The 25,645-nt window shown below is 63.5% G+C and carries 27 protein-coding genes; 14 read left to right on the top strand and 13 right to left on the bottom strand.

Annotation, left to right across the window (positions count from 1 at the left end; genetic code table 11):
* Positions 1-3: 3 nt before the first annotated feature.
* The 7 genes from phoB to OO12_RS10675 form a co-directional block, all read right to left on the bottom strand.
* Positions 4-696, bottom strand: coding sequence for a phosphate regulon transcriptional regulator PhoB (phoB, locus tag OO12_RS10705; RefSeq protein ID WP_034158672.1), 693 nt, complete (start codon positions 694-696; stop codon positions 4-6).
* 2 nt (positions 697-698) lie between these two features.
* Positions 699-1,394: a phosphate signaling complex protein PhoU gene (gene phoU, locus OO12_RS10700; RefSeq protein ID WP_034158671.1), complete on the bottom strand. Its 696-nt coding sequence runs from the start codon at positions 1,392-1,394 to the stop codon at positions 699-701.
* A 30-nt stretch (positions 1,395-1,424) separates the two neighbouring features.
* Entirely contained in the window at positions 1,425-2,192 is a 768-nt protein-coding gene (pstB, locus tag OO12_RS10695; RefSeq protein ID WP_034158670.1) for a phosphate ABC transporter ATP-binding protein PstB, read from the bottom strand.
* Positions 2,192-3,478 (bottom strand): phosphate ABC transporter permease PstA, encoded by a 1,287-nt coding sequence (gene pstA / locus OO12_RS10690; RefSeq protein WP_052215744.1) that lies wholly within the window; start codon positions 3,476-3,478, stop codon positions 2,192-2,194. The genes pstB and pstA overlap by 1 nt, the downstream gene beginning before the upstream one ends.
* On the bottom strand, positions 3,471-4,847 hold the full coding sequence (gene pstC / locus OO12_RS10685) for a phosphate ABC transporter permease subunit PstC (RefSeq protein ID WP_034158669.1): 1,377 nt from the start codon (positions 4,845-4,847) through the stop codon (positions 3,471-3,473). The genes pstA and pstC overlap by 8 nt, the downstream gene beginning before the upstream one ends.
* A gap of 70 nt (positions 4,848-4,917) precedes the next feature.
* Complete coding sequence (locus OO12_RS10680) at positions 4,918-5,967, bottom strand: PstS family phosphate ABC transporter substrate-binding protein (RefSeq protein WP_034158668.1); 1,050 nt, start codon at positions 5,965-5,967, stop codon at positions 4,918-4,920.
* A gap of 94 nt (positions 5,968-6,061) precedes the next feature.
* Positions 6,062-7,291 (bottom strand): ATP-binding protein, encoded by a 1,230-nt coding sequence (locus OO12_RS10675; RefSeq protein WP_034158667.1) that lies wholly within the window; start codon positions 7,289-7,291, stop codon positions 6,062-6,064.
* 96 nt (positions 7,292-7,387) lie between these two features.
* Here OO12_RS10675 and OO12_RS10670 point away from each other — a divergent pair, with 96 nt between their 5' ends.
* The 4 genes from OO12_RS10670 to OO12_RS10655 are packed head-to-tail and all read left to right on the top strand — an operon-like array spanning position 7,388 to position 9,925.
* Positions 7,388-7,792 (top strand): hypothetical protein, encoded by a 405-nt coding sequence (locus tag OO12_RS10670; RefSeq protein ID WP_034158666.1) that lies wholly within the window; start codon positions 7,388-7,390, stop codon positions 7,790-7,792.
* A 2-nt stretch (positions 7,793-7,794) separates the two neighbouring features.
* Positions 7,795-8,070, top strand: coding sequence for an HPr-rel-A system PqqD family peptide chaperone (locus tag OO12_RS10665; RefSeq protein ID WP_235364747.1), 276 nt, complete (start codon positions 7,795-7,797; stop codon positions 8,068-8,070).
* On the top strand, positions 8,067-8,927 hold the full coding sequence (locus OO12_RS10660) for an HprK-related kinase A (protein ID WP_034158665.1): 861 nt from the start codon (positions 8,067-8,069) through the stop codon (positions 8,925-8,927). The genes OO12_RS10665 and OO12_RS10660 overlap by 4 nt, the downstream gene beginning before the upstream one ends.
* Positions 8,912-9,925 (top strand): nucleotidyltransferase domain-containing protein, encoded by a 1,014-nt coding sequence (locus OO12_RS10655; RefSeq protein ID WP_034158664.1) that lies wholly within the window; start codon positions 8,912-8,914, stop codon positions 9,923-9,925. Before OO12_RS10660 ends, OO12_RS10655 begins: the two co-directional genes overlap by 16 nt.
* 21 nt (positions 9,926-9,946) lie before the next feature.
* Here the strand turns inward: OO12_RS10655 and OO12_RS10650 are convergent, their stop codons facing one another.
* The gene (locus OO12_RS10650; RefSeq protein WP_034158663.1) at positions 9,947-10,951 is read right to left on the bottom strand and encodes a bifunctional helix-turn-helix transcriptional regulator/GNAT family N-acetyltransferase; all 1,005 of its coding nucleotides are present in this window, start codon (positions 10,949-10,951) and stop codon (positions 9,947-9,949) included.
* 147 nt (positions 10,952-11,098) lie between these two features.
* Between OO12_RS10650 and OO12_RS10645 the strand changes: the two genes are divergently transcribed.
* Positions 11,099-11,512 carry a DUF4019 domain-containing protein gene (locus tag OO12_RS10645; protein ID WP_034158662.1) on the top strand — a complete coding sequence of 138 codons (414 nt, stop codon included), beginning with the start codon at positions 11,099-11,101 and terminating at the stop codon, positions 11,510-11,512.
* A 76-nt stretch (positions 11,513-11,588) separates the two neighbouring features.
* Here the strand turns inward: OO12_RS10645 and OO12_RS10640 are convergent, their stop codons facing one another.
* Complete coding sequence (locus tag OO12_RS10640; protein ID WP_034158661.1) at positions 11,589-12,161, bottom strand: hypothetical protein; 573 nt, start codon at positions 12,159-12,161, stop codon at positions 11,589-11,591.
* A gap of 175 nt (positions 12,162-12,336) precedes the next feature.
* Positions 12,337-13,023: an HAD-IA family hydrolase gene (locus OO12_RS10635; RefSeq protein ID WP_034158734.1), complete on the bottom strand. Its 687-nt coding sequence runs from the start codon at positions 13,021-13,023 to the stop codon at positions 12,337-12,339.
* A gap of 62 nt (positions 13,024-13,085) precedes the next feature.
* Between OO12_RS10635 and glmU the strand changes: the two genes are divergently transcribed.
* The 6 genes from glmU to OO12_RS10605 all read left to right on the top strand — a co-directional run bounded on the left by glmU (position 13,086) and on the right by OO12_RS10605 (position 18,238).
* Entirely contained in the window at positions 13,086-14,441 is a 1,356-nt protein-coding gene (gene glmU / locus OO12_RS10630; RefSeq protein WP_034158660.1) for a bifunctional UDP-N-acetylglucosamine diphosphorylase/glucosamine-1-phosphate N-acetyltransferase GlmU, read from the top strand.
* A 30-nt stretch (positions 14,442-14,471) separates the two neighbouring features.
* Positions 14,472-16,295 (top strand): glutamine--fructose-6-phosphate transaminase (isomerizing), encoded by a 1,824-nt coding sequence (glmS, locus tag OO12_RS10625; protein WP_034158659.1) that lies wholly within the window; start codon positions 14,472-14,474, stop codon positions 16,293-16,295.
* A gap of 94 nt (positions 16,296-16,389) precedes the next feature.
* Positions 16,390-16,791, top strand: coding sequence for a hypothetical protein (locus OO12_RS10620; RefSeq protein WP_160296781.1), 402 nt, complete (start codon positions 16,390-16,392; stop codon positions 16,789-16,791).
* A 108-nt stretch (positions 16,792-16,899) separates the two neighbouring features.
* On the top strand, positions 16,900-17,214 hold the full coding sequence (locus OO12_RS10615; RefSeq protein ID WP_034158657.1) for an ArsR/SmtB family transcription factor: 315 nt from the start codon (positions 16,900-16,902) through the stop codon (positions 17,212-17,214).
* On the top strand, positions 17,211-17,570 hold the full coding sequence (locus tag OO12_RS10610; protein WP_034158656.1) for an SRPBCC family protein: 360 nt from the start codon (positions 17,211-17,213) through the stop codon (positions 17,568-17,570). Before OO12_RS10615 ends, OO12_RS10610 begins: the two co-directional genes overlap by 4 nt.
* 44 nt (positions 17,571-17,614) lie before the next feature.
* A complete protein-coding gene (locus tag OO12_RS10605; protein ID WP_034158655.1) occupies positions 17,615-18,238 on the top strand; it encodes an ATP-dependent Clp protease proteolytic subunit in 624 nt (207 codons plus the stop codon).
* A gap of 231 nt (positions 18,239-18,469) precedes the next feature.
* Here OO12_RS10605 and OO12_RS10600 read toward each other — a convergent pair whose 3' ends face one another.
* From OO12_RS10600 to OO12_RS10590, 3 genes are all read right to left on the bottom strand, one after another.
* Positions 18,470-19,126: a trimeric intracellular cation channel family protein gene (locus tag OO12_RS10600; RefSeq protein ID WP_160296780.1), complete on the bottom strand. Its 657-nt coding sequence runs from the start codon at positions 19,124-19,126 to the stop codon at positions 18,470-18,472.
* Positions 19,127-19,393: 267 nt separating this feature from the next.
* A complete protein-coding gene (locus tag OO12_RS10595; RefSeq protein ID WP_152616353.1) occupies positions 19,394-20,482 on the bottom strand; it encodes a hypothetical protein in 1,089 nt (362 codons plus the stop codon).
* Between the two features lie 157 nt (positions 20,483-20,639).
* The gene (locus OO12_RS10590; protein WP_034158732.1) at positions 20,640-21,299 is read right to left on the bottom strand and encodes a hypothetical protein; all 660 of its coding nucleotides are present in this window, start codon (positions 21,297-21,299) and stop codon (positions 20,640-20,642) included.
* 201 nt (positions 21,300-21,500) lie between these two features.
* Between OO12_RS10590 and OO12_RS10585 the strand changes: the two genes are divergently transcribed.
* The 3 genes from OO12_RS10585 (at position 21,501) to OO12_RS10575 (ending at position 25,379) form a co-directional block, all read left to right on the top strand.
* A complete protein-coding gene (locus OO12_RS10585; protein ID WP_034158653.1) occupies positions 21,501-22,574 on the top strand; it encodes an alpha/beta hydrolase family protein in 1,074 nt (357 codons plus the stop codon).
* A gap of 282 nt (positions 22,575-22,856) precedes the next feature.
* The gene (locus tag OO12_RS26865) at positions 22,857-23,450 is read left to right on the top strand and encodes a hypothetical protein (RefSeq protein WP_052215741.1); all 594 of its coding nucleotides are present in this window, start codon (positions 22,857-22,859) and stop codon (positions 23,448-23,450) included.
* Positions 23,451-23,687: 237 nt separating this feature from the next.
* Positions 23,688-25,379, top strand: coding sequence for a serine hydrolase domain-containing protein (locus OO12_RS10575; protein WP_034158652.1), 1,692 nt, complete (start codon positions 23,688-23,690; stop codon positions 25,377-25,379).
* The last annotated feature ends 266 nt before the right edge of the window (positions 25,380-25,645 follow it).

The raw sequence follows: 25,645 nt of genomic DNA, 5'->3' as shown, positions 1-25,645 counted from the left end.
CCCTCACGCTCCCGAATCGAGCGCGTATCCGGCCGATCGCACGGTGCGGATGATGTCGGCGCGGCCGCCGTCATTGATCGCCTTGCGCAGCCGCCGGATGTGCACGTCGACGGTGCGCGATTCGATGTCGGAGTCATGACCCCATACCGCGTCGAGCAGGCGCTCGCGCGAAAAGACCCAGCCGGGATGCTCGAGGAAATGCTTGAGCAGGCGGAACTCGGTCGGCCCGAGCGGGATGACATCGCCCGACCGGCGCACCTTGTGTCCGACCGTGTCCATTTCGATGTCGGCATAGGTCAGCTGCTCGCCGGCGAGCGCCGGGCGCACGCGGCGCAGCACCGCACCGACCCGCGCAACCAGTTCGCGCGGCGAGAAGGGCTTGGTGACATAATCGTCGGCACCGGTTTCGAGGCCGCGCACACGATCTTCCTCTTCACCGCGCGCGGTGAGCATGATGATCGGCACATTGGCCGTTTCCGGCATGCGGCGCAGACGGCGACACACTTCGATTCCCGACAGGCCCTCGACCATCCAGTCGAGCAGCACGATGTCGGGCGTCGCTTCCTTGGCGAGCAGCAGGGCTTCCTCGCCATCGGGGGTGTGCGTGATCTCGAAATCCTCACGCTTGAAATGCCAGACGAGCAATTCGGCGAGGGCGGCATCGTCCTCGACCAGCAGCATACGGGCGCGTGCCATAATCAAACTCCTAGGCTGGTGGTGGGCGAGCCACGGTCGCGCTCGGCCATATGTTCGCCGGTCGCCGCGTAATAAACCATCTCCGCGACATTGGTCGCATGGTCGCCGACACGTTCCAGATTCTTTGCAATGAACAGTAATTGGGCGACCTGACCGATCGTCTTGGGGTTCTCCATCATGTGCGTGACGAGCACCCGGAACAGGCTGTTGTAGAAATCGTCGACCGCGCGGTCGCGATCGCACACCTCGACCGCCGCCTGGGCATCGCGCGCGGCAAAGGCGTCGAGCACGTCATGAACCATCGCCTTGGCGAGATTGGCCATGGCGGGCATGATCGACAATGGTTCGATCTCGCTATGGGCGTCGATATCCGGGACGCGCTTGGCGATGTTCTTGGCATAGTCGCCGATCCGTTCGATCACGCCGGCGATCTTCAATGCCGCAACCACTTCGCGCAGGTCGTCGGCCATTGGCGCGCGCAGCGCGATGATGCGCACCGCGAGCTGCTCCACTTCCATCTCGATCGCGTCGATCTGCTTGTCGCCCGCGATCACCCTGGTGGCGGCGTCAAGATCGTGGCGCTGCAGCGCGTCCATCGCCGCGCCGATCGCCTGTTCGGCCAATCCGCCCATCTGCGCGATCAAGCCGCGCAGTTCGCCGATATCGTCGTCGAAAGCCTTTACCGTATGCTCGCTCACAATTTTGATCCCAATGCTCAGCCCCGATGATTACCCATAGCGGCCGGTGATATAATCCTTGGTCCGCTCCTGGCGCGGATTGGTGAAGATGTCGGAGGTCGCACCATATTCCACCAGGGTGCCGAGGTGGAAGAAAGCGGTCTTTTGCGAAACGCGCGCGGCCTGCTGCATGTTATGCGTGACGATGACGATCGCGTAGCGGCCGCGCAGCTCGTGGATCAACTCCTCGATCTTGGCGGTGGCGATCGGGTCGAGCGCCGAACAGGGCTCGTCCATCAGGATCACTTCGGGATCGACCGCGATCGCGCGGGCGATGCACAGTCGCTGCTGCTGGCCGCCTGACAGCGCGGTGCCGCTTTCGCTCAGCCGATCCTTGACTTCGTCCCACAGGCCGGCGCGGCGCAGCGACTGTTCGACGATCGTGTCGAGATTGCTCTTGCTGCCCGCCAGCCCATGGATGCGCGGGCCATAGGCGACATTCTCATAGATCGACTTGGGAAACGGATTGGGCTTCTGGAACACCATGCCGACGCGCGCGCGCAGCTGCACCACGTCCATCGAGGAGGCGTAGATATCCTCGCCGTCGAGCCGGATATCGCCCTCGACCCGCGCACTGGCGACGGTGTCGTTCATGCGGTTGAGGGTGCGCAGGAACGTCGATTTGCCGCAACCCGACGGACCGATGAACGCAGTCACATTGTCCTGGTCGACATCGATCGACACGTCGTTGATCGCCTGTTTCGCGCCGTAAAAGACGTTCACGTTGCGGGCGGTGATTTTCAGATGTTGTTCGGTCATCACCAGCGGGTCTCGAATTTGTTGCGAAGATAGATGGCCAGCCCGTTCATCGCGAGCAGGAAGACGAGCAGCACGATGATCGCCGCGCTGGTCTTTTCGATAAAGCCGCGATTGACCTGATCGGACCACAGGAAGATCTGCACCGGCAGCACGGTCGCCGGATCGGTCAGCCGTTCGGGCGGCGAGACCATGAAGGCGCGCATGCCGATCATCAGCAGTGGCGCGGTCTCGCCCAGCGCGCGCGCCATGCCGATGATCGTGCCGGTCAGGATGCCGGGCAGGGCAAGCGGCAGGACATGGTGGAACACGACCTGGATCGGGCTTGCCCCGACCGCCAGCGCGGCGTCACGGATCGAGGGCGGCACCGACTTGATCGCGTTGCGCCCGGCGATGACGATCACCGGCATGGTCATCAGCGCCAGCGTCAGCCCGCCGACCAACGCCGCCGAGCGCGGCAGGTTGAAGGTGCCGAGGAACACCGCAAGGCCAAGCAGGCCGAAAATGATCGACGGCACCGCGGCGAGGTTGTTGATCGACACTTCGATCAGGTCGGTCCAGCGATTGCGCGGTGCATATTCCTCGAGATACAATGCCGAGAGCACCCCGATCGGGAAGGCCAGCAACAGGGTCACGATCATCGTGAATAGCGAGCCCTTCAGCGCGCCCCAGATGCCGACCATGGTCGGGTCGGTCGAATCCGAATTGGTCAGGAACCATGGGTTGAACCCGGTGGTGATGACGCCGCCTTTGCTCAGTTCGGCCACCTGCCGCTCGGCATCGGCCGATCCCGTGCCCTTGGCGGCGATGTCGATCGCGGCCGAAGCGGGGACCGAGATGATGCTACGGCCCTTGAGCAACGCCGGATCGGCCTTCACCGCATCGCGCACGCGCAGCCAGGCGCCGTCGGACAGCAAAGTGTCGCCCTTTGGCCCGAACGCGGCGATCGCCGCGGCATCGGTCGCCCGTTCCAGTCCGGCGGCGGCCAGCGCCATATCGGCGCCCTTACCGTGCAGCTGAGCGGGATCGATCGTCAGCCCGGCGCGGGGGAAATCGATTGGCAGCTTGAGCTCGGTCTGGGTGAATCCGCTCGCGCCGTTGAGGAACATCGTCACGAGCAGGAAAGCGAGGAACCCGGCCGAAATGACCACCGCGCTCAAGCCGATGAAGCGGAAGCGGCGCTCGGCGGCATAACGGCGGCGGATGCGGCGCTGCATCGCGTCGGTGCGCCAGTCGGTCGGCGCGCGATCGGGCGTCAGACCCGATTGGGGTGTGACCACGTTATTCATAAGCTTCCCGGTACCGTTTCACGACGGTCAGCGCGATGATGTTGAGCAGCAGCGTGACGACGAACAATGTCAGGCCAAGCGCAAAGGCCGCGAGCGTCTTGGGACTGTCGAACTCGGCCTCGCCGGTCAGCAGGTCGACGATCTGCTTGGTCACGGTGGTCGCGCTGCCGAACGGGTTGAGCGACAATGTGGCGACGCCCGATGCGGCCATCACCACGATCATCGTCTCGCCGATCGCGCGCGAGATGGCGAGGAGCACGCCGCCGACCACGCCGGGCAGAGCCGCGGGCAGCATCACCTTACGGATCGTTTCCGATGGCGTCGCGCCCATCGCCAGGCTGCCGTCGCGCATCGAGGAAGGGACGGCGGCGATCGAATCATCGGCCATCGACGACACGAACGGAATGATCATCACGCCCATCACCAGGCCCGCGGCGAGCGCGCTTTCCGAACTGGCCCAGGTCACGCCGAGCGACACGGCGAGATCGCGCACTGCGGGCGCGACGGTCAGCGCGGCGAAATAGCCATACACCACGGTCGGCACGCCGGCGAGAATCTCGAGGATCGGCTTCATCCAGCGGCGCACGCGCGGTGCGGCATATTGCGTCAGGTAGATCGCGCTCATCAGCCCGAACGGGATGGCGACGATCATCGCGATCACCGCGCCGATGAAGAAGGTGCCCCAGAACAACGGCACCGCGCCGAGCGCACTGCCCGGATCGTTCGCCGGAATGACCTGCGGGCTCCAATGCGTACCGAACAGGAAATCGCCGATCGGCACGATCTTGAAGAAGCGCCAGGATTCGAACAGCAGCGATGCGACGATGCCGACCGTGGTCAGGATCGCGATCAGCGAGGCGGCAAGCAACAACAGCATGACGACCCGCTCGACCCGGGTGCGGGCGCGGAAGTCCGGCTTGATTCGTAGATACGCCCAGGCGCCCGCGGCAAAGGCCAGCAGCAGCGCCGCGGCGGTGCCGATCCAGTCATAGCGCGACTGCGCGGCGGCATAGGCCGGCGCGAGTTGTTGCGCCATCGGGTTGAACGATCCGAAAGTGCGGCCATTGGCGATGTTGCGCGCTTCCGACAGCACCGCCGCGCGCTCGAATCCCGGCGGCGGCAACTGCGTCGCGATCGGCGAGGTCAGCACCGTTTCCGTGACCAGGGCGGGCGAGACCGACGACCACACGACGATGAACAATGCCGCCGGCAGCAGCGTCCAGAGCGCGACATAAGTGCCGTGATGCGATGGCAGCGAGCTGAAACGCGCGCTGCTGTCGCGGCGGAAACCGACCGCTCGAACGCGCGCGGTCAGCCAGCCGATCAGGCCAAGTCCGGCAATCAGGAACAAAAGGGCAAGCGTGGACAAGCGGTGTTCTCGTAAAAGAGGAGCTCGTGACGTTCGGTGCGCGCCGGTCGAGACCGGCGCGCACCGGTCGTTATTTCAGCTTGCTCGGGTCAAGCAGCGTGGATGCCTTGACGATCGCGGCCGAGCTGGTCCGTACATCCTCGGGCGAGGCGATCAGGCCCTTGGCGGTTAGCGGGCCACCCGGGTTCCATGCCGTGACATATTCGTCGAGGAACTTCTGCAGGCCCGGGATCGCCGCCAGATGCGCCTTTTTGACGTAGAGGTAGAGCGGGCGCGATCCCGGATATTTGTTCTGCGCGATCGTTTCATAAGTCGGCTCGATCCCGTTCAACGGCACGCCGTTGAGATGGTCGATATTCTCTTCGAGATAGGAATAGCCGAAAATACCGATCGCATTGGGGTTCGACTGCAGCTTCTGGACGATGAGATTGTCGTTCTCGCCCGCGTCGATATAGGCGCCATCCTCGCGGATGCGGTTGCATGCCGCGGCATAGGCGTCCTTGTCGCTGTCCTTCAGCGCCTTCACGCTCGGCGTCACCTCGGCACAGCCCTTGTCGAGGATCAGTTCGGTCAGCGCATCGCGCGTGCCGCTGGTCGAGGGCGGGCCGTAAACCTGGATCGGAATCGCGGGCAGCGCCGGATTGACCTGCTTCCAGGTCTTGTATGCGTTGGGCCTGCCTTCCGGATTGGCGGCGAGCGCCTTGTAGAGATCGGCGGGGGTCAATTGCAGCTTCGGCCCGTCCTTGCCCTCGGCAAAGGCGACGCCGTCCAGGCCGACCTGGATTTCGATGATGTCGGTGACGCCATTGGCCTTGCAGCTGGCATATTCCGACGCCTTCATGCGGCGCGATGCATCCTCGATATCGGGATGGGCGGCGCCGATGCCGGCGCAGAATAATTTCATGCCCGCGCCCGTGCCGGTCGATTCGATCACCGGCGCCTTCATGCCGGGGTTCTTGTTGACGAATTGTTCGGCCACGATCGTGGTGAAAGGATAGACGGTCGAGGATCCGACGGCCTTGATCTGGTCGCGCGAGCCCGCGCCACCACCATTGGCCTGATCCTGACACGCCGCGAGCGCGAGCGCGGAGACGGCGATAAGCGCAATGTTCTTCAGCATGGGACCCCTTTGGTAGGCGATTTCGGACGGTGTCGGATCGACTCGCCGCATTTGCGCCTAGCACTGCGATGATCGCCGCTGTGTGACATTTGCGTTACCGTTTGATGACAGCGTCCCCGTGCGCCGGGAGCAGGATCGTCACCGTCGTGCCCTTGCCGACCGTGCTGGTGATATCCAGCCGCCCGCGATGTCGCTCGACGATATGCTTGACGATCGCCAGGCCCAGGCCGGTGCCGCCGGCCGCGCGGCTGCGGCCCGGATCGACGCGATAGAATCGTTCGGTCAGGCGCGGAATATGTTCGGCGGCGATACCGTCGCCTTCATCGGCGACGCTGATCCGCACCATGCCGGTGTGGTCGCGCCACAGCCGCACCACGACCGGTGTGCCGGCCCGGCCATATTTCATCGCATTGCCGATCAGATTGTGCAGCACCTGGCTCAATTGGGCATGGTCGCCCGCGACCGCGGGCACATCCGCCTCGATATCGGTTGTGACATCGCCGCTGCGCTTGTCCTGCGCGATATGAAGTTCGGCTCGCACTTCTCCGACCAGCGCGGCAAGATCCACCGCGCGATCGGGCAAGCGGTATTTCTCCGCTTCGATCCGGCTCAGCGAGATCAGGTCCTCGACCAGCCTTTGCATCCGTCCGGCCTCACCGAACATGATCTTGAGGAAGCGATCGCGCACTTCCGGGTCGGCGCCGGCCTTTTCGTCGGCCAGCGTCTCGATATAGCCGAGGATCGAGGCCAGCGGCGTGCGCAGTTCATGGCTGGCATTGGCGACGAAATCGACCCGCATGCGCTCCGCGGCATAATTGCCCGTCTGGTCGATCAGATGGACGATGCGCTGGCCGCCCGACGCGCGGCCGATGCGCATTTCCCAGCGCTGGTCGAGCGCGCCGAGACCGACCAGGTCGATCGGTCGCGACGAATGGCCCGCCAGCGGATTGGCCAGCCGCTCGGCTGCGGCGGGATGGCGAATGGCGAGGCGGACGTCCTCGCCGATGATATGGCCGCCGAGCAGGGCGCGCGCCGCGGCATTGGCGTGGCTGACCCGTCCCTCGGCGACGATCAGCACTGGTTCGATGATCGCTTCCATCACTTCGCTCAGGTCGGGCGCGGCGGGGCCGGATGGGGTCGGCGTCTGGGATGGGGGTTCCGGCGCGGCGTCACCCGTGCCGGCGGCGGCGAGCACCGCCGCGACGCCGCTGACCAGAGTGATCAGGGTCGTCTGTGCGTCATGGCCGAGCAGATAAACGGCGGCGGCGGCAACCAGGACGATACCGATTGCAGTGACGGTGCGGGGACCAAAACCAGTGAACATCACAAGGCCTGTAGCGCAATCGTACTTAACCCGGATAGGCCCGCTTGCCAGTGTTTCACGAATATGAAAGGGCTAAGAGCGCATAAAGGACGGGCGATGAGCGACGATACACCTGAAGCCGAGCTGCCGCCGGAGGGTACGACCCGCCGTCGTGCGCTGATGCTCGGCGCGGTCGGTGCTTCGGCAATCATTTCGATCCGTCCCGCTCTGGCACAGACTCAGGCGTCGATCCTGACCTGCGAGATTCCGGTGCCCGATCCCAGTCGCCGCGGCAGCTATATCGCCGCCGATGGCACCCTGGTGCCCTCGGGCACGCCGGGCGCGTTCGCCCCGGCAACCCGGCCGTTCAAGGGCCAGGAGGTCAAGCAGGCATTGTCCGGCGGTCAGCTGCCCGGCGTCGATTATGAGCGCAGCCGCGCCTACACCAATTATATCCGCCGGCTGCAATCGGGCACCAGCGGCTTTACCTGCTTCGCGTCGTTGCAGATGCCGCGCGGCTGACCTTGGCCGAGATTTTGTTTCGCGCGGCGCGCGTCGAGACTTTGTGCATCGACTGGCTCGACGATTTCACGCTTTTCTATCACCGCGCCTCCGGCATCACCCATTTGCTGACCGCGCCCGCGCCCGAGATTCTCGCGGCATTGGGGGAGGCTGGCCTGACGCTGGCGGCGTTGACCGGGCGGCTAGCCGCCGATTTCGATCTCGCCGATGGCGACGAGCAAGCGCTGGCCGCGCGGCTCGACGAACTGATTGCGGCGGGGCTGGTGGAAGCGGCATGAGGCACGTCTTTTCCGTCCGCATCGGGCCGATCGGCTTTCGCATCGGCTCCGACTGGCGCGCGCCGATCGGGCAACTGGCTGAGCTCTATCGCGATTACCCTCAGCCGTACGATGGCGTGCCGGACTATAGCGTGCGTTTGTTCGCGGCACGGCCGTGGCGGCGCTTCGTGCGGCCGTCAGTGATGATCGGCGGCGATTTCGTGCTGCCCGAGGCCGCGCCGCTACCGCTCGCCCAGGGGCTGCTTGCGGCGGAAATGGGCATGAACCTGCAAATGGCGCTGGGGCAGCGGCGCTATCTGCTGCTCCACGCCTCGGTGGTCGAACGCGACGGGCGCGCATTGATGATGACCGGCGTGTCGGGGTCGGGCAAATCCACGCTGGCGGCGCTGCTCGGCGCGCGCGGCTGGCGGCTGATGGGCGATGAATTCGCCTTGCTCGATCCGGCGACCGGGCTGGTCCATCCCTTTCCCCGCTTGGTCAGCCTCAAGAACCAGGCGATCGGCGTCGCCGAACAGGCCGTGCCGCAGGGGCGTTTCGGGCCGCTGCTGCCGGGCACGCCAAAGGGCGATATCCGCCATCTCGTCCCCGGCGCCGATGCCATCGCGGCGATGAAAATCCCGGCCACGCCCGCGCTGCTGCTTTTTCCAAGCTTCGGTTTTGATGCGGCGACGCGCGCGGTGGCGCAGAGCGAAGTGTTCGTGCGCCTGACTCAGGCCTCGACCAACTATGTCGCGATCGGTGAACGCGGCTTCACCGCGCTGACCCGGCTGGTGAAATCGATTCCCGCGCTTGCGATCGACTATCCCGATACCGACAGCGCATTGGCGCAAGTCGAAGCCGCATGGGCCGGACAGTGAACGACGGCTGGCTTCTGGCGCGCGCCTTGCGCACGCCGGGCAATATGCGCGCGCTCGACGCGACGGGCTGGACCGATCTGCTCGCTATTGCGCGGGCGGAGCAGTTGATCGGGACGCTGGCGCATCGCCTCGATGGCGTGCCGGTGCCCGGGTCGGTCGCACGCATCCTCGAAGACGCGCGCGCCTCCGCCGAACAGGGCCGCATCGTCGCGCTGTGGGAAGCGGAAATGGCGCGTCGCGTGCTGGCGGCGATCGGCGAGCCGCTGGTGGTGCTGAAAGGAACGGCGTTCGTCGCGGCGGGTCTCGATGCCGGACAGGGGCGCTCGATCGGCGATCTCGACATATTGGTACCGAAGGCGCGAATCGACGCGGTCGAGGCGGCGCTGCTCGCGGCGAGATGGGAATGGGTCAAGCCCGACCCTTATGACGACGACTATTACCGCCGCTGGATGCATGAGCTGCCACCGCTGATCCACCGCGAGCGCGACCGGATGATCGATGTGCATCACACCATCCTGCCGCTGACCGCGCGGATCACGCCCGATGCCGGCGCCCTGCTGGCCGCGCGTGTCGAGGCGGAGCCGGGTGTGCATATGCTGTTGCCCAACGACCTGCTGGTGCATGCCGCCGCGCATCTGTTCGCCGATGGCGATCTGGCCGGCGGCATGCGCAATCTGTGGGATGTGCATTGCCTGGTCGCGCAATTCGGCACCGACGGCCTGGCTGGCCGTGCCGCGCATCACGGGCTGGTCCGGGAAGTGGCGCGCGCGCTGCGCCTCGCCGCCGCGCTTTATGGTGATGGCGCAAGGCTGAAGCTGGCCGACCGGCTCTACCTCCGCCGTGTCACGGCGCGCGATGGCTGGGGCTGGCCGATCCGGCCGGTCACCCGGCTTGGCTTCTACATCCGCTCGCATTGGCTGCGCATGCCGCCGGCAATGCTCGCCCGGCATCTCTGGACCAAATGGCGCAAGGGCGGGGCGGGGCCCGCATCACCATAAGGTCCGGGCCACAAGGTCCGGTCAGGCGAACCGCTTGTTCAGGATCACGAAGTGCAGATCGTCGCGCCGGGGAATGCCGAAACGGTCGTCGCCATAAGGGAAGGGCGCGGTTTCGCCGGTCAGCGCATAGCCACGGCGCGCATACCAGGCGAGCAGCCCGTCACGGACGTTGACCACCGACATCCTGACCTCCGTGCCCTGGCGCTCGCGCACCCAATGCTCGGCGGCGGCAAGCAGGCGCCGGCCCGAACCGCCATTCTGCGCCAGGGGATCAACGGTCAGCGACCCCAGATACCAGCGATTATCGCCCAATGGCTCGAGCCAGACGCACCCCTTCAGCCTGTCATCCGCGTCATGCCGCCAGAGCAGCAGCGTGGCATGCGGCTTTTCGGAAATCTCCTGGCGAAGGAACGGCTCGCTGGTCCGGGTGCCATCGATATAGCCCGCTTCGGTGTTCCAGCCGGCATCGGCATCCGTGCCGCGATACGCCGCATTCATCAGCGCGACGATCGCCGGCACGTCCGTGTCGCGGGCGACGACGAGTTTCGGCGCGGCGATCGCGGCGGCCCTGCTGTTCAGCGGCTGATCCGACAGCCGCTTTTCGATCGTGGAAAGCTGGTCGAGCAGCGAGCCGGAAAGCCCGTCAATGACTTCGCTTACCGCCGCCTTGACCGATGGCCAGACCATCCGCTCCGACAATGCCAGCGCCGCTTCGCCGGCAGGCGTCAGCGACACCGTCCGCGTTCGCTTGTCCGCATCGTCATGGCTGATCTCGATATAGCCGGTCGTCACGAGCTTGCGCAGATTCTGCGTAATCGCCGGCTGGCTCATCCGCATCGCCCGGGCGAGTTCGCCGACCGTCTGCGGGCCATGATCGCCAAGCGTGACGAGCAGTGGATATTGGCCGGGCAGGATCGCGATTCCTGCCCGCTGGCTGAACAGGGTGACATCGTTCTGCATCTGCTCCGCCAGCCGTTTGAGGCGGCTGCCGAGAAAGAGAAGCGGCCTTTCGCTGACGACGTCCATCCTGGTCTCCCGAATTATCATAACTGATTATGTATATTTCGATTGCGATGTCCAGCGTGCGCATTGCGCCCGGCCAATCCCGGGTGCGCCGTTGTGTGATAGGCGCCGATCCGGCAAGCTTGGCCTGCGACTCGAAAAGGATATGGCATGAAGCGCGCAATGGCTGCTCTGGCCCTGATTGGTCTGTCGTCCTGTTCGCTGGGCGACACTGTGCCGGTCGCGGAAAAGGCCGTGGTCAAATTCCACGCGATGCTGGATCGCGGGCAATTCCAGCAAATCTATGATCAGTCGGGCAGCGAGATGAAATCGGCGACCGGCGGGGACGCCACCAAACTCGTTGCGCTGCTGTCCGCGGTCCATCGCAAGCTCGGCGCGACGAAACAGTCGGTTCGGCAAAGTTGGAACGAGCAATATAATGGCGGCGGCCACACCCTGACGCTTGGCTATGCCACGAAGTATGAACGCGGCGATGCTGCGGAAACCTTTGTGTTTCAGGTCGCGGACAAGACTGTCAGCCTTGCGGGCTATAATATCAATTCCGAGGCGCTGGTCCTCAATTGACCATCACCGGCGGGTGGGCCCGTACTCGAAGTCGACCCTGACGGACGTCGAGTACGGACCCTGAATGCCGATCAGCTCAGTTGGTCCACTGCACCATCTTCGCGCTGGCGATCTCGGACCGCGCTGCGCCGGCCTGGAGCCGCTGCTGCACGGTGACGGCATGCGTGGCGCGGACTTCCAGCCCGACCTTCAACACCGCGACCTCACCCTCGGCGAGAGTCAGGCTGGAATCGGAATTCGACGGCTTCATGCCGTTGCGGGCCATGGCCGTCTCGACGCTGTAGGTGCCGGGTGTGACCTCGGCCATCACGAACTGGTTCATGCGGATCTGCCCTGACGCCACGCCGGCAATCTCCACCTTCATGCCGGCCAGGCCGCCCATGAAGCCGCGCCGGACGACATAGATGCGCGCCTTGCCCGGTGCCGGAACCAGCGCACGGGCATTGCCCGCCATGGCCGGATCGGCGGCTTTGCCGACCTTGTTGGCCGAGAGCAGGTAGATGATGTAGCCGACCGCCCCGACAAGGATCACGATCATCAGCAACCCGCCGATGCCGTCCGGCAGGCTGCGCATCAGCACGGGCCCCAGGAAAACGCCGACGAACGCGGCGATGACCGTCAGGACGATCCATTTGGTGTTGTTGGGCATTATGCGGCCCCTGCGAACGAAGTGACCGTGCCCGTCCGGGTCCGTTTCAGCGTGCGATCGTTCATTGTATCTCCCTTTTACGTGGTTCCCCGACCGTCGCGCGAAGCCGGTTGCGGCCCGGTGCGCGGTCGATCGGTCGGGGTAACGTGGCAGCGGGGAAAAAGTGCCGCGAGAATCAGCCCAGGCGGCGCAGCGCCGGAATCAATTCGTCATAGCGGTCGATCACGATATCGGCCTCAAGCTCCTCGACCGGCTGCATCAGGAAACCGAAACTGACCGCGATGTTCGGAATGCCGGCATTCTTCGCTGCCATGATGTCATAGATCGAATCGCCGACAAATGCCGCCCGGCCGCCACCGCAGCGGCGGATCATCTCGTCGATCGGGGCGCGATGCGGTTTGGAGAAGCCCTTGCCCCCCATGATCCTGTCCATCGTGTCGCCACCGATCAGCGTGGCGAAGCGGTTGATCAGGTCGAGCTCGGTGAGCAGTTTTCGCGCGAAGCTTTCGCGCTTGTTGGTGACGATCGCGCTCTTCACACCCGGCGCATCGAGCTGGCCGAGCGCCGCGACCGCGCCGGGGAACGGCAGGGTGTGAACCGAAATATGGGTCTCGTAATAATCGAGCATGAGCGGGTGGAGCCGATTCAATTCCTCCGGTTCGCAGCCGCCGGTCGCCTCCATGGCGAGGGTGAGCATATGCTTTCCCCCGCCACCGATCATCGGCTTGACCTGCTCGACCGTGAGCAAGGGGCGGCCCGCCAGGCCAAGCGCGTAATTGACGCTTGCGGCAAGATCGCCGCTGGTGTCGAGGAAAGTGCCGTCGAGGTCGAAACCGACGATATCGAATGAAATCTTCGTCATGAATGCCGCGCCAGACAGCATCGCTCTGGAAAAGGCAATATTGTCGTGGCAGGGCAGGGGACATGACCCAGCCAATCGCCGCGATCATCCTTGCCGCGGGCAAGGGCACCCGCATGAAATCCGACCTGCACAAGGTGCTGCACCCGATCGCCGGGCGCCCGATGCTGCTGCAACTGATCGACAGTTTCGAGCGCGCCGGTACCACCCGCAGCGTGGTGGTGGCGGGCGCGGGCCGCGAGCAGCTTGAGGCTGCGGTCACCGGCCACCCGGTAACGCTGGCGCTGCAGGCCGAACAGCTCGGCACCGCGCACGCCGCGCTGCAAGCGCAGGATGCGCTTGCCGGGTTCGACGGCACCGCGATCGTCTGTTTCGGCGACACGCCCTTTCTCGATGCGGCGACGATCGTCCGCCTCGCCACGCGCCTCGATGCGCCCGATGCGCCGCGCGTCGTGATGCTCGGTTTCCGCCCCGACGATCCCAAGGCTTATGGGCGGATCATCGCGCGTCCCGACGGATCGATCGCCAAGATGGTCGAATATAAGGACGCGACCCAGGCCGAGCGCGCGGTCGACCTGTGCAATTCCGGCGTCACCGCGGTGCGCGCCGCCGATCTCTGGCCGCTGCTCGAACGCGTCGGCAACGACAATGCGGCGGGCGAATATTATCTGCCCGACATCGTCATGCTCGCGCTGGCCGATGGCGACCGCGCGATCGTGATCGAGACCGACGCCGATGAGGTGATCGGCATCAACAGCCGCGGCGAGCTCGCTTATGCCGAGGCGCGCTGGCAGGCGAAGCGCCGCGACCTGGCCATGGCCGATGGCGTCAGCCTGATCGCGCCGGAGTCGGTGTGGTTCGCCTATGATACGAAACTCGGCCGCGATGTCGTGATCGAACCCAATGTCTTCTTCGGCCCGGGCGTGACGGTCGGCGACGGCGCGGTGATCCACGCCTTCAGCCATATCGAGGGCGCGACGATCGGCGCGAAGGCGGAGGTCGGCCCGTTCGCTCGCCTGCGCCCCGGCGCGGTGCTGGGTGAAAAGTCCAAGATCGGCAATTTCGTCGAAATGAAAAAGGCCATTCTCGGCCCCGGCGCCAAGGCCAATCATCTGACCTATCTCGGCGATGCGGAAATCGGCGCCGGCGCCAATATCGGCGCGGGCACCATCACCTGCAATTATGACGGCTATTTCAAATACAGGACCGTGATCGGCGCGGGCGCGTTCATCGGCTCGAACAGCGCCCTGGTCGCACCAGTCAATATCGGCGCCGGCGCGATTATCGGCGCAGGCTCGGTGGTGACCAAGGATGTCGAGGCCGACGCGCTGGTCGTGGCGCGCGGCACGCAGGAAGCGCGCGCCGGCTGGGCGAAGCGCTTTCGCGATGCGATGACGGCGAAGAAGGCCGCGAAGAAATAACCCGCCAGATGGCGGAGTGGAGACAGTCGAATGTGCGGAATTGTCGGAATTCTCGGTCAGGGCGCAGTCGCGGACCGGCTGCTCGACGGGCTCAAGCGGCTCGAATATCGCGGCTATGACTCGGCCGGCATCTGCACCGTGCATGACGGCGAATTCGACCGCCGCCGCGCGCCGGGCAAGCTGGTCAACCTTGCCGCCGAACTCGCCGCGCACCCCTTGCCCGGCGACAGCGGCATCGCGCATACGCGTTGGGCGACGCATGGCGCACCGACCGTCGACAATGCCCATCCGCACATCGTCGGCGACGTCGTGCTGGTCCACAACGGCATCATCGAGAATTTCAAGCCGCTGCGCGACGAACTCCTCGCCGAAGGCCGCGAGTTCAAGTCGCAGACCGATACCGAAGTCGTCGCGCACCTGATCGACCGCGAACTGGGCAAGGGCTTCAAGCCGCGCGAGGCGGTCGCCAATGTCCTGCCGCGGCTGCACGGCGCCTTCGCGCTCGGCGTGATGTTCAAGTCCGAGCCCGATCTGCTGATCGGCGCGCGGCTCGGCGCGCCGCTGACCGTCGGCTATGGCGACAATGAGAATTATCTCGGCTCCGACGCACTCGCGCTCGCGCCGCTGACACAACGCATCGCCTATCTCGAGGAAGGCGACTGGGCGGTCATCACCCGCGCCGCGGTGCAGGTCTTTGACCGCAACAACGATCCGGTGAAGCGCCCGATCGTCAATAGCGGCGCCTCGGGCCAACTGATGGACAAGGGCAATCACCGCCACTTCATGCAGAAGGAGATTTACGAACAGCCAGTGGTCGTCGCGCAGACGCTGCGCTCCTATCTCCGCCCGCTCGAGGAACAGGTCGCGCTGCCCGATATGGAATTCGACCTGGGATCGGTCGAACGCGTCGCGATCGTCGCTTGCGGCACCGCCTCCTATGTCGGGATGATCGGCAAATACTGGATCGAACAGCTCGCCCGCGTGCAGGTGGAGGTCGATGTCGCCAGCGAGTTCCGCTATCGCGACCCGGTTCTCACCCCCAACATGCTCGGCATCGTCATCTCGCAAAGCGGCGAGACCGCCGACACGCTGGCGGCGCTGCGCCACATGAAGGCGGCGGGGCTGACCACTGCGGGGATCATCAACGTGCCGACCAGCTCGATGGCGCGCGAGGTCGACCTGTTGCTGCCGACTCATGCCGGGCCGGAGATCGGCGTGGCCTCGACCAAGGCCTTCACCTGCCAGCTCGCGGTGATGGCGGCGCTGTCGGTCAATCTCGCCCGCGCCAAGGGCAAGCTCAGCCCGGAGGAAGAGCGCGACATCGTCCATCACCTGCAGGAAGTGCCGCAGGCGATGAGCAACGCGCTTGCCCATGACGGCGAGATCGAGGCGATGGCGCCCAAGATCGCCGCGGCGCGCGACGTACTCTATCTCGGCCGCGGCCCGGATTATCCGCTCGCGCTGGAAGGCGCGCTGAAGCTCAAGGAAATCAGCTATATCCATGCCGAGGGCTATGCCTCGGGCGAGATGAAGCACGGCCCAATCGCGCTGATCGACGACAGCGTGCCGCTGATCGTGCTCGCGCCGTCGGGCCCGCTGTTCGACAAGACGGTCAGCAACATGCAGGAAGCCCAGGCGCGCGGCGCGCAGGTCGTGCTGATCTCCGACGCCGACGGCATCGCCCAGGCCGGCGAGAACACCATCGCGACGATCGAGATGCCCAAGGTCCACCCGCTGATCGCGCCTTTGGTGTACGCGGTGCCGGTGCAGCTGCTCGCCTATCATGTGGCGGTGTTCAAGGGGACGGATGTGGACCAGCCGCGCAATCTGGCGAAGTCGGTGACGGTGGAGTGAAGGGGCGGGCGTTGGTGGCGATGTGATGGAGAAGCCTCGCCCGCAAAGCTGATATTGGATTGGGTGGCATCACCTCGCCCCGTTCGGGCTGAGCGTGTCGAAGCCCCGTCCTTCTTTGCTGCGGGAGAGGAGCATGATCACGAAAATCTGCTGGGGCATCTTGCTGGCAATTCACAGCATACCCGCGCTCGCACTGTTTCGCCCCGTGCTGATCTCGAAAATATACCATGTTGATGCGGCATCGCCGCTATTTCTGCTGCTTCAACATCGGGCCGCGCTGTTTCTCGTCATTTGCGTGATGTGCGTCTGGTCCATCGTCCGGCCTGAAACGCGCCCGCTCGCCACAGTGGCGGTCGGCGTCAGCATGCTTTCCTTCCTGTGGCTCTATTGGGCAAGCGGCTCACCCCCGGCGCTACGCAGCATTGCCCTGGCTGATCTGGCCGGATTGCCGTTCCTCGCTTTTGTGGGCTGGCAGGCATTCGGGGCGACGCGTTGATCGGGTGAATATCGGTGACTGTCCCCGAAGCTCCCGGCATAACTCCCCGTAATTCCCGCCTTCATTCCGAAGCTTGCGAATCAGATAAGTCTGTGCTTATGTGTTGGCGTGTTAGAGAACCACATCTTCAAGGCTTTGGCTGACCCCACCCGCCACGCAATCTTCGAGAAGCTGGCGACCGGCAGCATGAATGCCAGTGCTTTGCGCGATGGCATGAAGATCAGTCAGCCTGCCATGTCGCAGCACCTCTCGGTTCTGCGCAGCGCGGGACTGGTGCGGGAGGAGCGACAGGGGCGCTTTGTGAACTACGAGGTCGATCCGGAAGGTTTGGCGCTCATCGCCGGATGGCTGGCAAAGTATCGCGCCTATTGGCCCGCGCGCATCGACGCGCTCAAAGTCTTGCTGAAGGATATGGATCAATGAACGACGGAAAGACCGACGATCAGGGCAAAAGCATTGAGCTTGAGTATGACATCGATGCGCCGCCGCACAAGGTCTGGCGCGCGATAAGCATTCCGGCGTTTCGAGAGAATTGGCTGCCGAAAGAGGCCTTGGTCGATTCGGAAGCTGCCTCTCTCACGCCGGGGCAGGAGGTCTGCTACAGGATGCGCGAAAGCGACCCCCCATTCCTCGAAAGCGCGGTCACCTTTCGGATCGTGCCCAATGCCGCCGGCGGCACCAGTCTGCGGATCATTCACGAACTTACCGACATGAGGTTCGATCGGATGAGCAACGCCGCGGCAAACAATGACAATGTGCCGCTCATGCTCGCCGCCTGACGCGACGCGCCTCTCCTTGAATACTGGAAGACTGGAGTTCGCCAATGCGCGAAGCGATGCAACTCGTCCCTATGGTCGTGGAACAATCAAGCAAAGGGGAGCGATCCTTTGATATATATTCTCGACTGCTTCGCGAAAGGATCATCTTCCTCAATGGCGAAGTGAACGACACCGTGTCTGCGCTCGTCTGCGCACAGTTGTTGTTCCTTGAAGCGGAAAATCCCCGGAAGCCAATCAGCCTCTATATCAATTCCCCCGGCGGCATGGTGACGAGCGGCTTCGCCATGTATGACACCATGCGGTACATCCGCGCTCCGGTTCATACGCTTTGCATGGGGACAGCCCGCTCGATGGGATCGTTCCTGTTGATGGCGGGGGAACCGGGTCAGCGCGCGACGCTGCCAAATGCGAGCATCCTCGTCCATCAGCCGTCCGGTGGCTTTCAGGGCCAGGCATCCGACATGCTGATCCATGCCGAGGAGATCAAGCGGACCAAGCACCGCATGACGCGCCTTTATGCCGAACATTGCGGACGAACCTATGCGGAATTCGAAAGCGCGATGGATCGAGACCGCTTCATGACCGCAGAGGAAGCGCTGGAATGGGGCCTGGTTGATCGCATCCTGGAGGTTCGTGAAGAGAATCAGGACGCAATTGCGGGCGCGTAACTCGGATCGGCTTAATTCGGGGACACAATACTAAATTATTTAGTATTGTGTCCCCGAAATCGTGGCAAAAGGACAGGCTGCCGCACGAGTTCCGAGGCGGTTTCAAGCTGAGTTGATCCACCCCCTTCCGTTCGCCCTGAGCTTGTCGAAGGGCCGTCAGCAGCGCCGCAACCGCTTGCACCCGCAATCCGCTCCACCGGGCGTTCGCCAACGCTGCCGCCCCGAACCCGGTCATCGCAGATGCGGCAGCCGCCATTCGCCAAGCAGCGCCGCCGTCCGCAACGCGAAGATCGCGATGCCGGCAACCGCCCCCGCGACGCCCTTCCGGAACCCGAAGCGCTTCACCAGCAGCACCATGATCGTGCCACCGACCAGCGCGGCGGTGGCGTAGAAATCCTCGTGCAGGACGCGCGGCACCCGCGCGCTCAAGACATCGCGGATGATGCCGCCGCCGCATCCATTGACCGTGGCGATGACGACCACGCTGGCGCCGTTCAGATTGTAATCGAGGCTTTTGCGCGCGCCCGCAACGGCGGCGAGTGCGAGGCCAACCGCCTCGAACACATTGATCGCGAGCGGCGGAGTAAAGTCGCCGATGCGCCCCAGCATCAGCGATGCGGCAATAACGCCCACCGTCGCCGCCAGCGCCAGCGCGGCATAACGCCAGTCGCGCAACGGCGCGGGAGGGTGTTCGCCAAGCAGCAGGTCGCGAATGACGCCGCCGCCGACCGATCCGACAAAGGCCAGCACCAGGATGCCGAACAGATCGAAATCGGCCTGCACCGCCGCCAGCGCACACTCCACCGCCAGAACGAAGGTCGCCGCAAGGTCCACACTGGTCAGCACCCCATCGCGAATGCGGCTGTTGGGCAAGACGGCGAGCGTCACCGCGCGCATCGCTCCATCGTCAATCGCATAGTCCCGGGCGCGGTGATCAGTGTCATGTTTGCCCTCATTGCCAGCCTAAGCGAACTGCGCGGGATCTGTACTTAGCTGATGTGGGTTGCCCCGGCGATCCTGAGAATTATGCGCGCTGTAACGATGTGGGTGGAGTATAATTAGGGGCCGCAATATTTAATTATTTCAATACTATGCCTCATAACTCACCTTTCTTCCCCGAAGTTTTCCGAAATTAAGTCAATGTTACTAGTTTACCTAATCGATCGGAGCTAGTATTCCGCCCCTCTTGAGCGGGTCGAGTTGGGGACGAAGGATTTTCCATCTTTGTTTGTATAGCTGTATAATCTCTTCGATTTTTATCGTTGTCTTAGGATCTGGCTGCTCCATCTCTGCGGCAACTGATCGGAAAAATGCCATTCTTGCGCTAGTGGCGGCGCGCTTGGCTTGAGTGTCGATAGTTTGAGGGTTTAAACCGCTGCGGACGTGTAGGGTCTGTGCGATTAGATGGATCGTGTAATGCTGCCGTACGATTTGAGGAGGGTGGGTCCGTGTGAGAGCCCTGCTATTGTGGACTTCAGCATTTCGGCTCAAAAAACCATATACAATCTCTAAGACTATCGCGCAGGTGATCACAGTTTGGTCGATCGTTCCGTAAGGACCTGGATCCGGGATCTGCCATCGCGACGGGGGGCCGTTGTCTATAATTTTAGGCACTAGAAGAAGACGAAGCATATAATCCACTGCGGTGCAGTCTGCATCAAACTCGAATGTTTGGCGAGTGATCGGGTCCCGCGCAAAAGTACGATCTAACTCCGCCTCTTCGATGACTTGCAGTATGTCATTATGAGGCAACCAAGAAGTGTGGCCATTGATAATATGCGCGAACTCGTGATGCACGATGAAGTAAAAAGCCAAAAATGCCAATCTCTGCGCAGCATATTCGCGGTCAGGATCGATAAGTGGTGGGAACTGCCACTCTTCATTGAGAATTAGAGCGTCTCGTGGGTCATGAGGAAAGAAATAGCATTTCTGATCGGCAGACATGGGAAGTTCGGGCAAAACACTGGGATGCGACAGCACCATGCGAAACGCTCCGACAAGGATCGGCATCGTGAAAGCGTTGATTGCGATGTAGTCAGTTCCTTCGTCGGTCCAGACGCTCGCTCCAAAATCGAGCTTCTCGACGAATCCCATTTCAAGCCGCATCGGTTGGTCTCCGATTCGGCCTTTTTCGACCAGAGGGTCGAGCATTCTCCGTAAGCTGTTGAGCAGGTTTCGAGCACCGATATCCTCATTCCATTCGGTGCCGCGATTCATTTTTGCAGCAGAGGCTTTAAATGCCATTACGTGTCCCACTATCCAAGTTTGGTTTCATCTGTCCTGTATAATTCGGGGATACAATATTGATTTATTTAGTATTGTGTCCCCGAAATCGTCGTGTCCCCGAAATCGACGTATTTCCCCATAATATCTGTCGGTGCTCAGCAGCGGAATCGCTCACCTAAAACCGGTGCAGGGTTACAAACTCAGCTAATCGGTTGACTCTTAGGAAGATCGGTACCGGTATGGGTGCGAAGACAGGTGTCGACGGTCCTGTCTGAATCGTCAGCCCGACGTTCTCAACATTCATCGCGTCCCGCTTTCCTACAGCGATCCGAAACTCGTCCTGCCAGGCGAAATCTTCGGGCTTGATAAGGACCAGCCTTTCAGGAAGCGCCCAATCCACCCCCGGCTCCCTGCTGTGCTCTCGATAGTCGACCGGGCCGCACACCAGCTGGTCATAGTCGAACTGCGACTTGAGCTCCCTCCGCATTCTCAAGCGCCGCATCAGCAGATCAGGATCAGGAATCTCGACGCAGAAGGGGCCGAACTTCTCGGCCAGCTCAGCGGATAGATGTTTGCTGACACAATAGACGAATATATCGTTCTGGTTGACCGATGAGTTGAAGCTACCACCCTCTAAGGTGATGACTCTTCCATCCTTCATGTTCATCACTAATCCGCCCTGCGGCGCGTAGGTCAGAATTCCGTCGCGCGGGTCGCCTCGAACCCCGTCGGCCTCTCTTCCTCGAAAATGAGAAAGGGGTTGCAGCATCAGCTCGCCCCTATTTATTAGGGCCAACGCGTGTGCTTCCTCTGTGAAATATTTGAATATCGCCACGATGTTATCCCTTGGGTGACCAGTGCAGCAGGCCCGGAGCGTGGTCCTCATATGCAGGGAATTCGGTGACAGATTCCATGGAATTTCGGTGACGGCGCACTTAAGGCTTAAGCGGAAAAACCGTAATTCACGGACGGGTGCGACCGAATACACCGCCACCGTTATTCCAGCTAATAAACCACCGCGCAGGAGAGAGGCCAAATGCTACGCATCCCCCTACTAGCCCTGGCACTCCTCTCCTCATCCCCCGCCCACGCCACCCCCGTCGGTGAAATCCACCGCGTCGCGCTCAACGAAAGCGCCACCCTCCGCGACCAGGAACACCGCCCGCAAATCCTCGTCACCATCTGGTACCCCGCCGTCGACGGCACGCCCGAACAGCCGATCACGATCGGCCCGCCCGGGCAGCCGATGTTCACCATCGGCGCCACCGCATCGGGTCCGGCCTTTGCCGGCGATGCGCCGGGGGTGAAGCGCCCCGTCATCCTGCTGTCGCATGGGTTTGGCGGGTCGGCGCGGATGATGGGCTGGTTCGGCATCGAACTGGCGCGCGCGGGCTATGTCGTCATATCGGTCGACCATCCCGGTAATAACGGACGTGACCCGATGACCGTCGCCGGTGCGCTGCTCACCTGGCTGCGGGCGAGCGACCTGCGGGCGGCCCTTGGCGTCGCGCTTGCCGACCCCGGCGTCGGGCCGCATATCGATACCAGCCGCGTCGGGCTGGCGGGATTTTCGGCGGGCGGCTTTACCGCGCTGGTGCTGGGCGGCGCGCGCGCGGCGCCACAGCGGCTGCTCGCTTTCTGCGCGGCAAACCCGAACGACGGCGTGTGCAAGCCTCAGGTCGAATTTTCGGTCGATGCCAAACAGCGCGACGCCCTACTGGCCGACCCGGCCTATGCCGATGCGATCCGCCATGCCGGGGATGACCAGACGATTCCGCATGTGAAGGCGATCGTCGTGATGGCCCCGGCGGTCATCCAGGGCCTCGATCCGGCGAGCCTGAAAACTCTCGCGACCCCGGTGTCGATCATTCTTGGCGATCAGGACGTGGTGGCGCCCCCGATCACCAACGGCAAGGTGGCCGCGGTGCTTTTGCCCAATGCCCGCCTGGAGGTGCTGCCGGGCGTCGGTCACTATGATTTCCTCGCCAACTGCACCGCCAATGGACCGGCAAATCTATGCGGTTTGGCCCGGCATCAGAGCGAAGCGCATCAGGCGGCACTCGCAGCGGCGATCAAGACATTTGGGCAGGCATTGAAAGCGCAGCCCTGAGATATCGTTGAGCCTCGTGGCGGCATAAGAAGGTCGTCGCGCTCGAACGCCATCGGTCTGGATGAACCCCTTGCCCCGGTCATGCTGAGCTTGTCGAAGCACCGTCCTTTTTCTCCTTCTTCTACGTTGCAAGGAGAAGAACAGTCTTTCGACAGGCTCAGGGCGAACGGCAGGTAAATTCGGCAGGGCGAATTCGGGGACACAATACTTAATTTATCTGATATTGTGTCCCCGAAATCCCCACATCGCCGTAATCGACAGCCAAACAAAAGAAAGAGCGCGATGAATCGCCAATGGACCATCTCAGCCCTGCTCGCCATCGGCTGTTCGGCCGGCGCTCACGCCGCCAGCGCTCCCCAGCGGCGCGCGCTGCCGCCCGTCAAGGCCGAAGCTCCCTTTGTGCCCATCGTCTGCCAGCCTCGGCACCTCGCCGCAAACTTCGGTGCGATCGACCGCCTCCATACCGCACGACGTGGCGAGCTGATCGTGCCGCCCGGCGATTACGCCAGCGGTTTGGCGCCAGCCGATCCACATGGCCATAGGGCCGGGGGCGACGGCATATATGATGTGGCGTTCCTCGCCATCGACGATGACGGCATCATGTTCGAGCTCCGCACCTATGGCGATGATCTGACCCATCCCCGAACCAGCCAGACCATGTCGTTTCCCACCACCGACAAAACGGTCCGGCTGCGCCATCTCAGGATCGATATGGTAGCGACCACGGCCGGTACGATCACCTATCGCATACGGCCCGACCGGACTGACATGACTGACCCGCGCCCGGCCGAATCGGGTGAACCGGCGACGGAGATCGCGATCGATGAGTGCCGGCGCGACATGCCGGATCTCGATCTGGCGCGACCACAGCGTTAAATTCGGCCGGCGACGCAGTGCCTGTATATGCCTTTGGCGGCAGGCAGGACCTCAACACCGGCGCGACCGCAAGGATGGCCGCCCATGCCGCCGCCACAACAAAGCCGCCGACCACTCCCCGATCTCCAGCGGAAGCCCATTCCAACGAAATCAGCGAGCCACTTGCCCGCTCTCGCGACATGTGAGATCGATGCGGAAGAATCCTGTACAGGACAAAATACACTTAGGAGAAAATTTATGGGCGTGAACAGGCGCGATTTGCTCGGGATGGCTGTGATCGGCGGCGTGGCGGTGGCCTTGCCTGCCCGGGCGAGCGCGGCGAAGACGCCCGCGACGCTCGCGATCCGTCACAAGACCGGCCGTGATTATGGCGAGGCGCTGGAGCGGCTGCGCGACTATGCCGCCGCCGAACTCGACGCGGTCGGCCTGCCCGGCATGACGATCAGCATCGTCGATGCCGAGGGGTTCGCGGCCTCGCTCAGCATTGGCTGGACCGATGTCGACAAGCGCGCGCCGGTCACCCCCGATCAACTGTTCCAGATCGGATCGATCAGCAAGTCGATCACCGGGATCTGGCTGCATGCGGCGCAGGACAAGGGGCTGATCGATCTGTCCGCGCCGGTGTCGCGGTATCTGGCCGGTGTGCCGCTGCCCGCCCAGCCGATGACGGTGCACCAATTGCTCAACCATGCCGGCGGCCTCGCGCATGACGCGCCGGTGTTTCCGCGCACGCCCGATGGAAAGCTGTGGACCGGTTACAAACCCGGTGCGCGGATGTCCTACAGCAATATCGGTTATGCGATGCTCGGGCTGATCATCGGCAAGGTTTCCGGCAAGCCGCATTTCCAGGCGCTCGAGGACGATGTCCTCAAGCCGCTCGGCATGACTGGCGCGGTCGCGCATATCCGCACCGCCGATCGCGGTCGGTACGCGACCGGCTATGTGCCGATCCGCGAGGATGGCGTGGCGATGAGCCGCGCCGCGCTGATCCCCGGCCCGTGGAGCGATTCCGACAATGCCGCCGGCGCCGTCGCCGCGTCGGCGGACGGCATGGCCGGGTATCTGCGCTATGTGCTCGCGCTTGGCGCGGGCAAGGGCGGTCCGCTGATGTCCGATGCCGCGGCCAAGAAGCTGCTCGCCGAGGACATTACCAGCAGCGAATTCGGGGCCGGTGCGCGCTACGCCAGCGGCATTGCGACGGTGCAGATCGATGGCAAGCCCGCCTTGCACCATACCGGCGGCATGACGCTCTTCTCCTCGGCCTTCCATGCCGATCCCGTGGCCGGCGTCGCCTGCTTCGCCAGCGTCAATGGGCGGCTGATTTCCTATCGCCCGCGCCTGACCACGATCTACGCCATTCAGCTCATGCGCGCCGTCGTCGCCGGCACTGCGCTGCCGTCGCCGCCCGATCCGCTCGGGTTCCGCCGCGTGCCGACGCCGGAACGCTATGCCGGCACTTTTGTCGGGCCCGATGGCCGCTCGGTCACGCTGCGCGCCACCGGCGGCGGACTGGTGGTGGCGGACGGAGCCGGGGAGGGACGGGTCGAACTCGCCGGCAAGGACTCCCTTGCCACGGATCATCCGGGCTATGCCGCGCATCAGCTCGATTTCGAGGGTGAGAAGGCCGACCGCTTCTGGTGGGGCGGTACATTGTTCGGCCGCGGCGCGGCGCTGCCGCAGCCGGCGGTCGCCGCGGCGCTCAAACCCCTGACCGGCGACTATAACGGGGCGGAAGGCAGCTTCGTCGTCCTGGCGCGCGGCAATGCGCTCGTGGCCGAAGGGGCGGGTGAGTTCGTGCGGCGACCCGGCGGCTATTGGTCGCCCAAGGAGGATGTCGGCGGCGTCACCCGGGTCTGGTTCGATGCGCCGGTGAACGGCGTGCCCTCACGGCTGATCTTCTGCGGGATGGATTTCATCCGGATCGACTGAGAGAACGAAAATGATGGCGGCGGCGCATCAATTCTGTCCTGGGGACGGGGATCGGATTGCGCTGCCGCCATCATGCCGGATGCGCCCATCCTTTGAGTATTCATTGATATATCATATAGTTACTGGAAATCCGGGCATCGGAGATATGTAACAACAGGGTGTAACATATCTGCGCCCGGCCCCTCGTCACGACCGTCCGGCACTGGCCGCCGATCGGACCGATTCACGCCGCTCCCGGGCTGTGTCATGCCTGCGCCGATCACGCG

This window comes from Sphingomonas sp. ERG5 (genome assembly GCF_000803065.1).
GTDB lineage: Bacteria > Pseudomonadota > Alphaproteobacteria > Sphingomonadales > Sphingomonadaceae > Sphingomonas.
Note: the sequence above shows the minus strand (reverse complement) of the source record. Positions and strands in the feature narration are given on the sequence as shown.

Bases quoted from the DNA above. Each gene is read 5' to 3' on its own strand.
- OO12_RS10575 (WP_034158652.1), top strand. From the start codon at position 23,688: ATGGGCGTGAACAGGCGCGATTTGCTCGGGATGGCTGTGATCGGCGGC.
- OO12_RS10585 (WP_034158653.1), top strand. From the start codon at position 21,501: ATGCTACGCATCCCCCTACTAGCCCTGGCACTCCTCTCCTCATCCCCC.
- pstB (WP_034158670.1), bottom strand. From the start codon at position 2,192: ATGACCGAACAACATCTGAAAATCACCGCCCGCAACGTGAACGTCTTT.
- OO12_RS10660 (WP_034158665.1), top strand. From the start codon at position 8,067: ATGAGGCACGTCTTTTCCGTCCGCATCGGGCCGATCGGCTTTCGCATC.
- OO12_RS10670 (WP_034158666.1), top strand. From the start codon at position 7,388: ATGAGCGACGATACACCTGAAGCCGAGCTGCCGCCGGAGGGTACGACC.
- OO12_RS10645 (WP_034158662.1), top strand. From the start codon at position 11,099: ATGAAGCGCGCAATGGCTGCTCTGGCCCTGATTGGTCTGTCGTCCTGT.
- OO12_RS10595 (WP_152616353.1), bottom strand. From the start codon at position 20,482: ATGGCATTTAAAGCCTCTGCTGCAAAAATGAATCGCGGCACCGAATGG.
- OO12_RS26865 (WP_052215741.1), top strand. From the start codon at position 22,857: ATGAATCGCCAATGGACCATCTCAGCCCTGCTCGCCATCGGCTGTTCG.
- phoB (WP_034158672.1), bottom strand. From the start codon at position 696: ATGGCACGCGCCCGTATGCTGCTGGTCGAGGACGATGCCGCCCTCGCC.
- OO12_RS10635 (WP_034158734.1), bottom strand. From the start codon at position 13,023: ATGACGAAGATTTCATTCGATATCGTCGGTTTCGACCTCGACGGCACT.
- OO12_RS10640 (WP_034158661.1), bottom strand. From the start codon at position 12,161: ATGCCCAACAACACCAAATGGATCGTCCTGACGGTCATCGCCGCGTTC.
- glmS (WP_034158659.1), top strand. From the start codon at position 14,472: ATGTGCGGAATTGTCGGAATTCTCGGTCAGGGCGCAGTCGCGGACCGG.
- glmU (WP_034158660.1), top strand. From the start codon at position 13,086: ATGACCCAGCCAATCGCCGCGATCATCCTTGCCGCGGGCAAGGGCACC.
- OO12_RS10605 (WP_034158655.1), top strand. From the start codon at position 17,615: ATGCGCGAAGCGATGCAACTCGTCCCTATGGTCGTGGAACAATCAAGC.
- OO12_RS10650 (WP_034158663.1), bottom strand. From the start codon at position 10,951: ATGGACGTCGTCAGCGAAAGGCCGCTTCTCTTTCTCGGCAGCCGCCTC.
- OO12_RS10655 (WP_034158664.1), top strand. From the start codon at position 8,912: ATGGGCCGGACAGTGAACGACGGCTGGCTTCTGGCGCGCGCCTTGCGC.
- OO12_RS10610 (WP_034158656.1), top strand. From the start codon at position 17,211: ATGAACGACGGAAAGACCGACGATCAGGGCAAAAGCATTGAGCTTGAG.
- pstA (WP_052215744.1), bottom strand. From the start codon at position 3,478: ATGAATAACGTGGTCACACCCCAATCGGGTCTGACGCCCGATCGCGCG.
- OO12_RS10675 (WP_034158667.1), bottom strand. From the start codon at position 7,291: ATGTTCACTGGTTTTGGTCCCCGCACCGTCACTGCAATCGGTATCGTC.
- OO12_RS10680 (WP_034158668.1), bottom strand. From the start codon at position 5,967: ATGCTGAAGAACATTGCGCTTATCGCCGTCTCCGCGCTCGCGCTCGCG.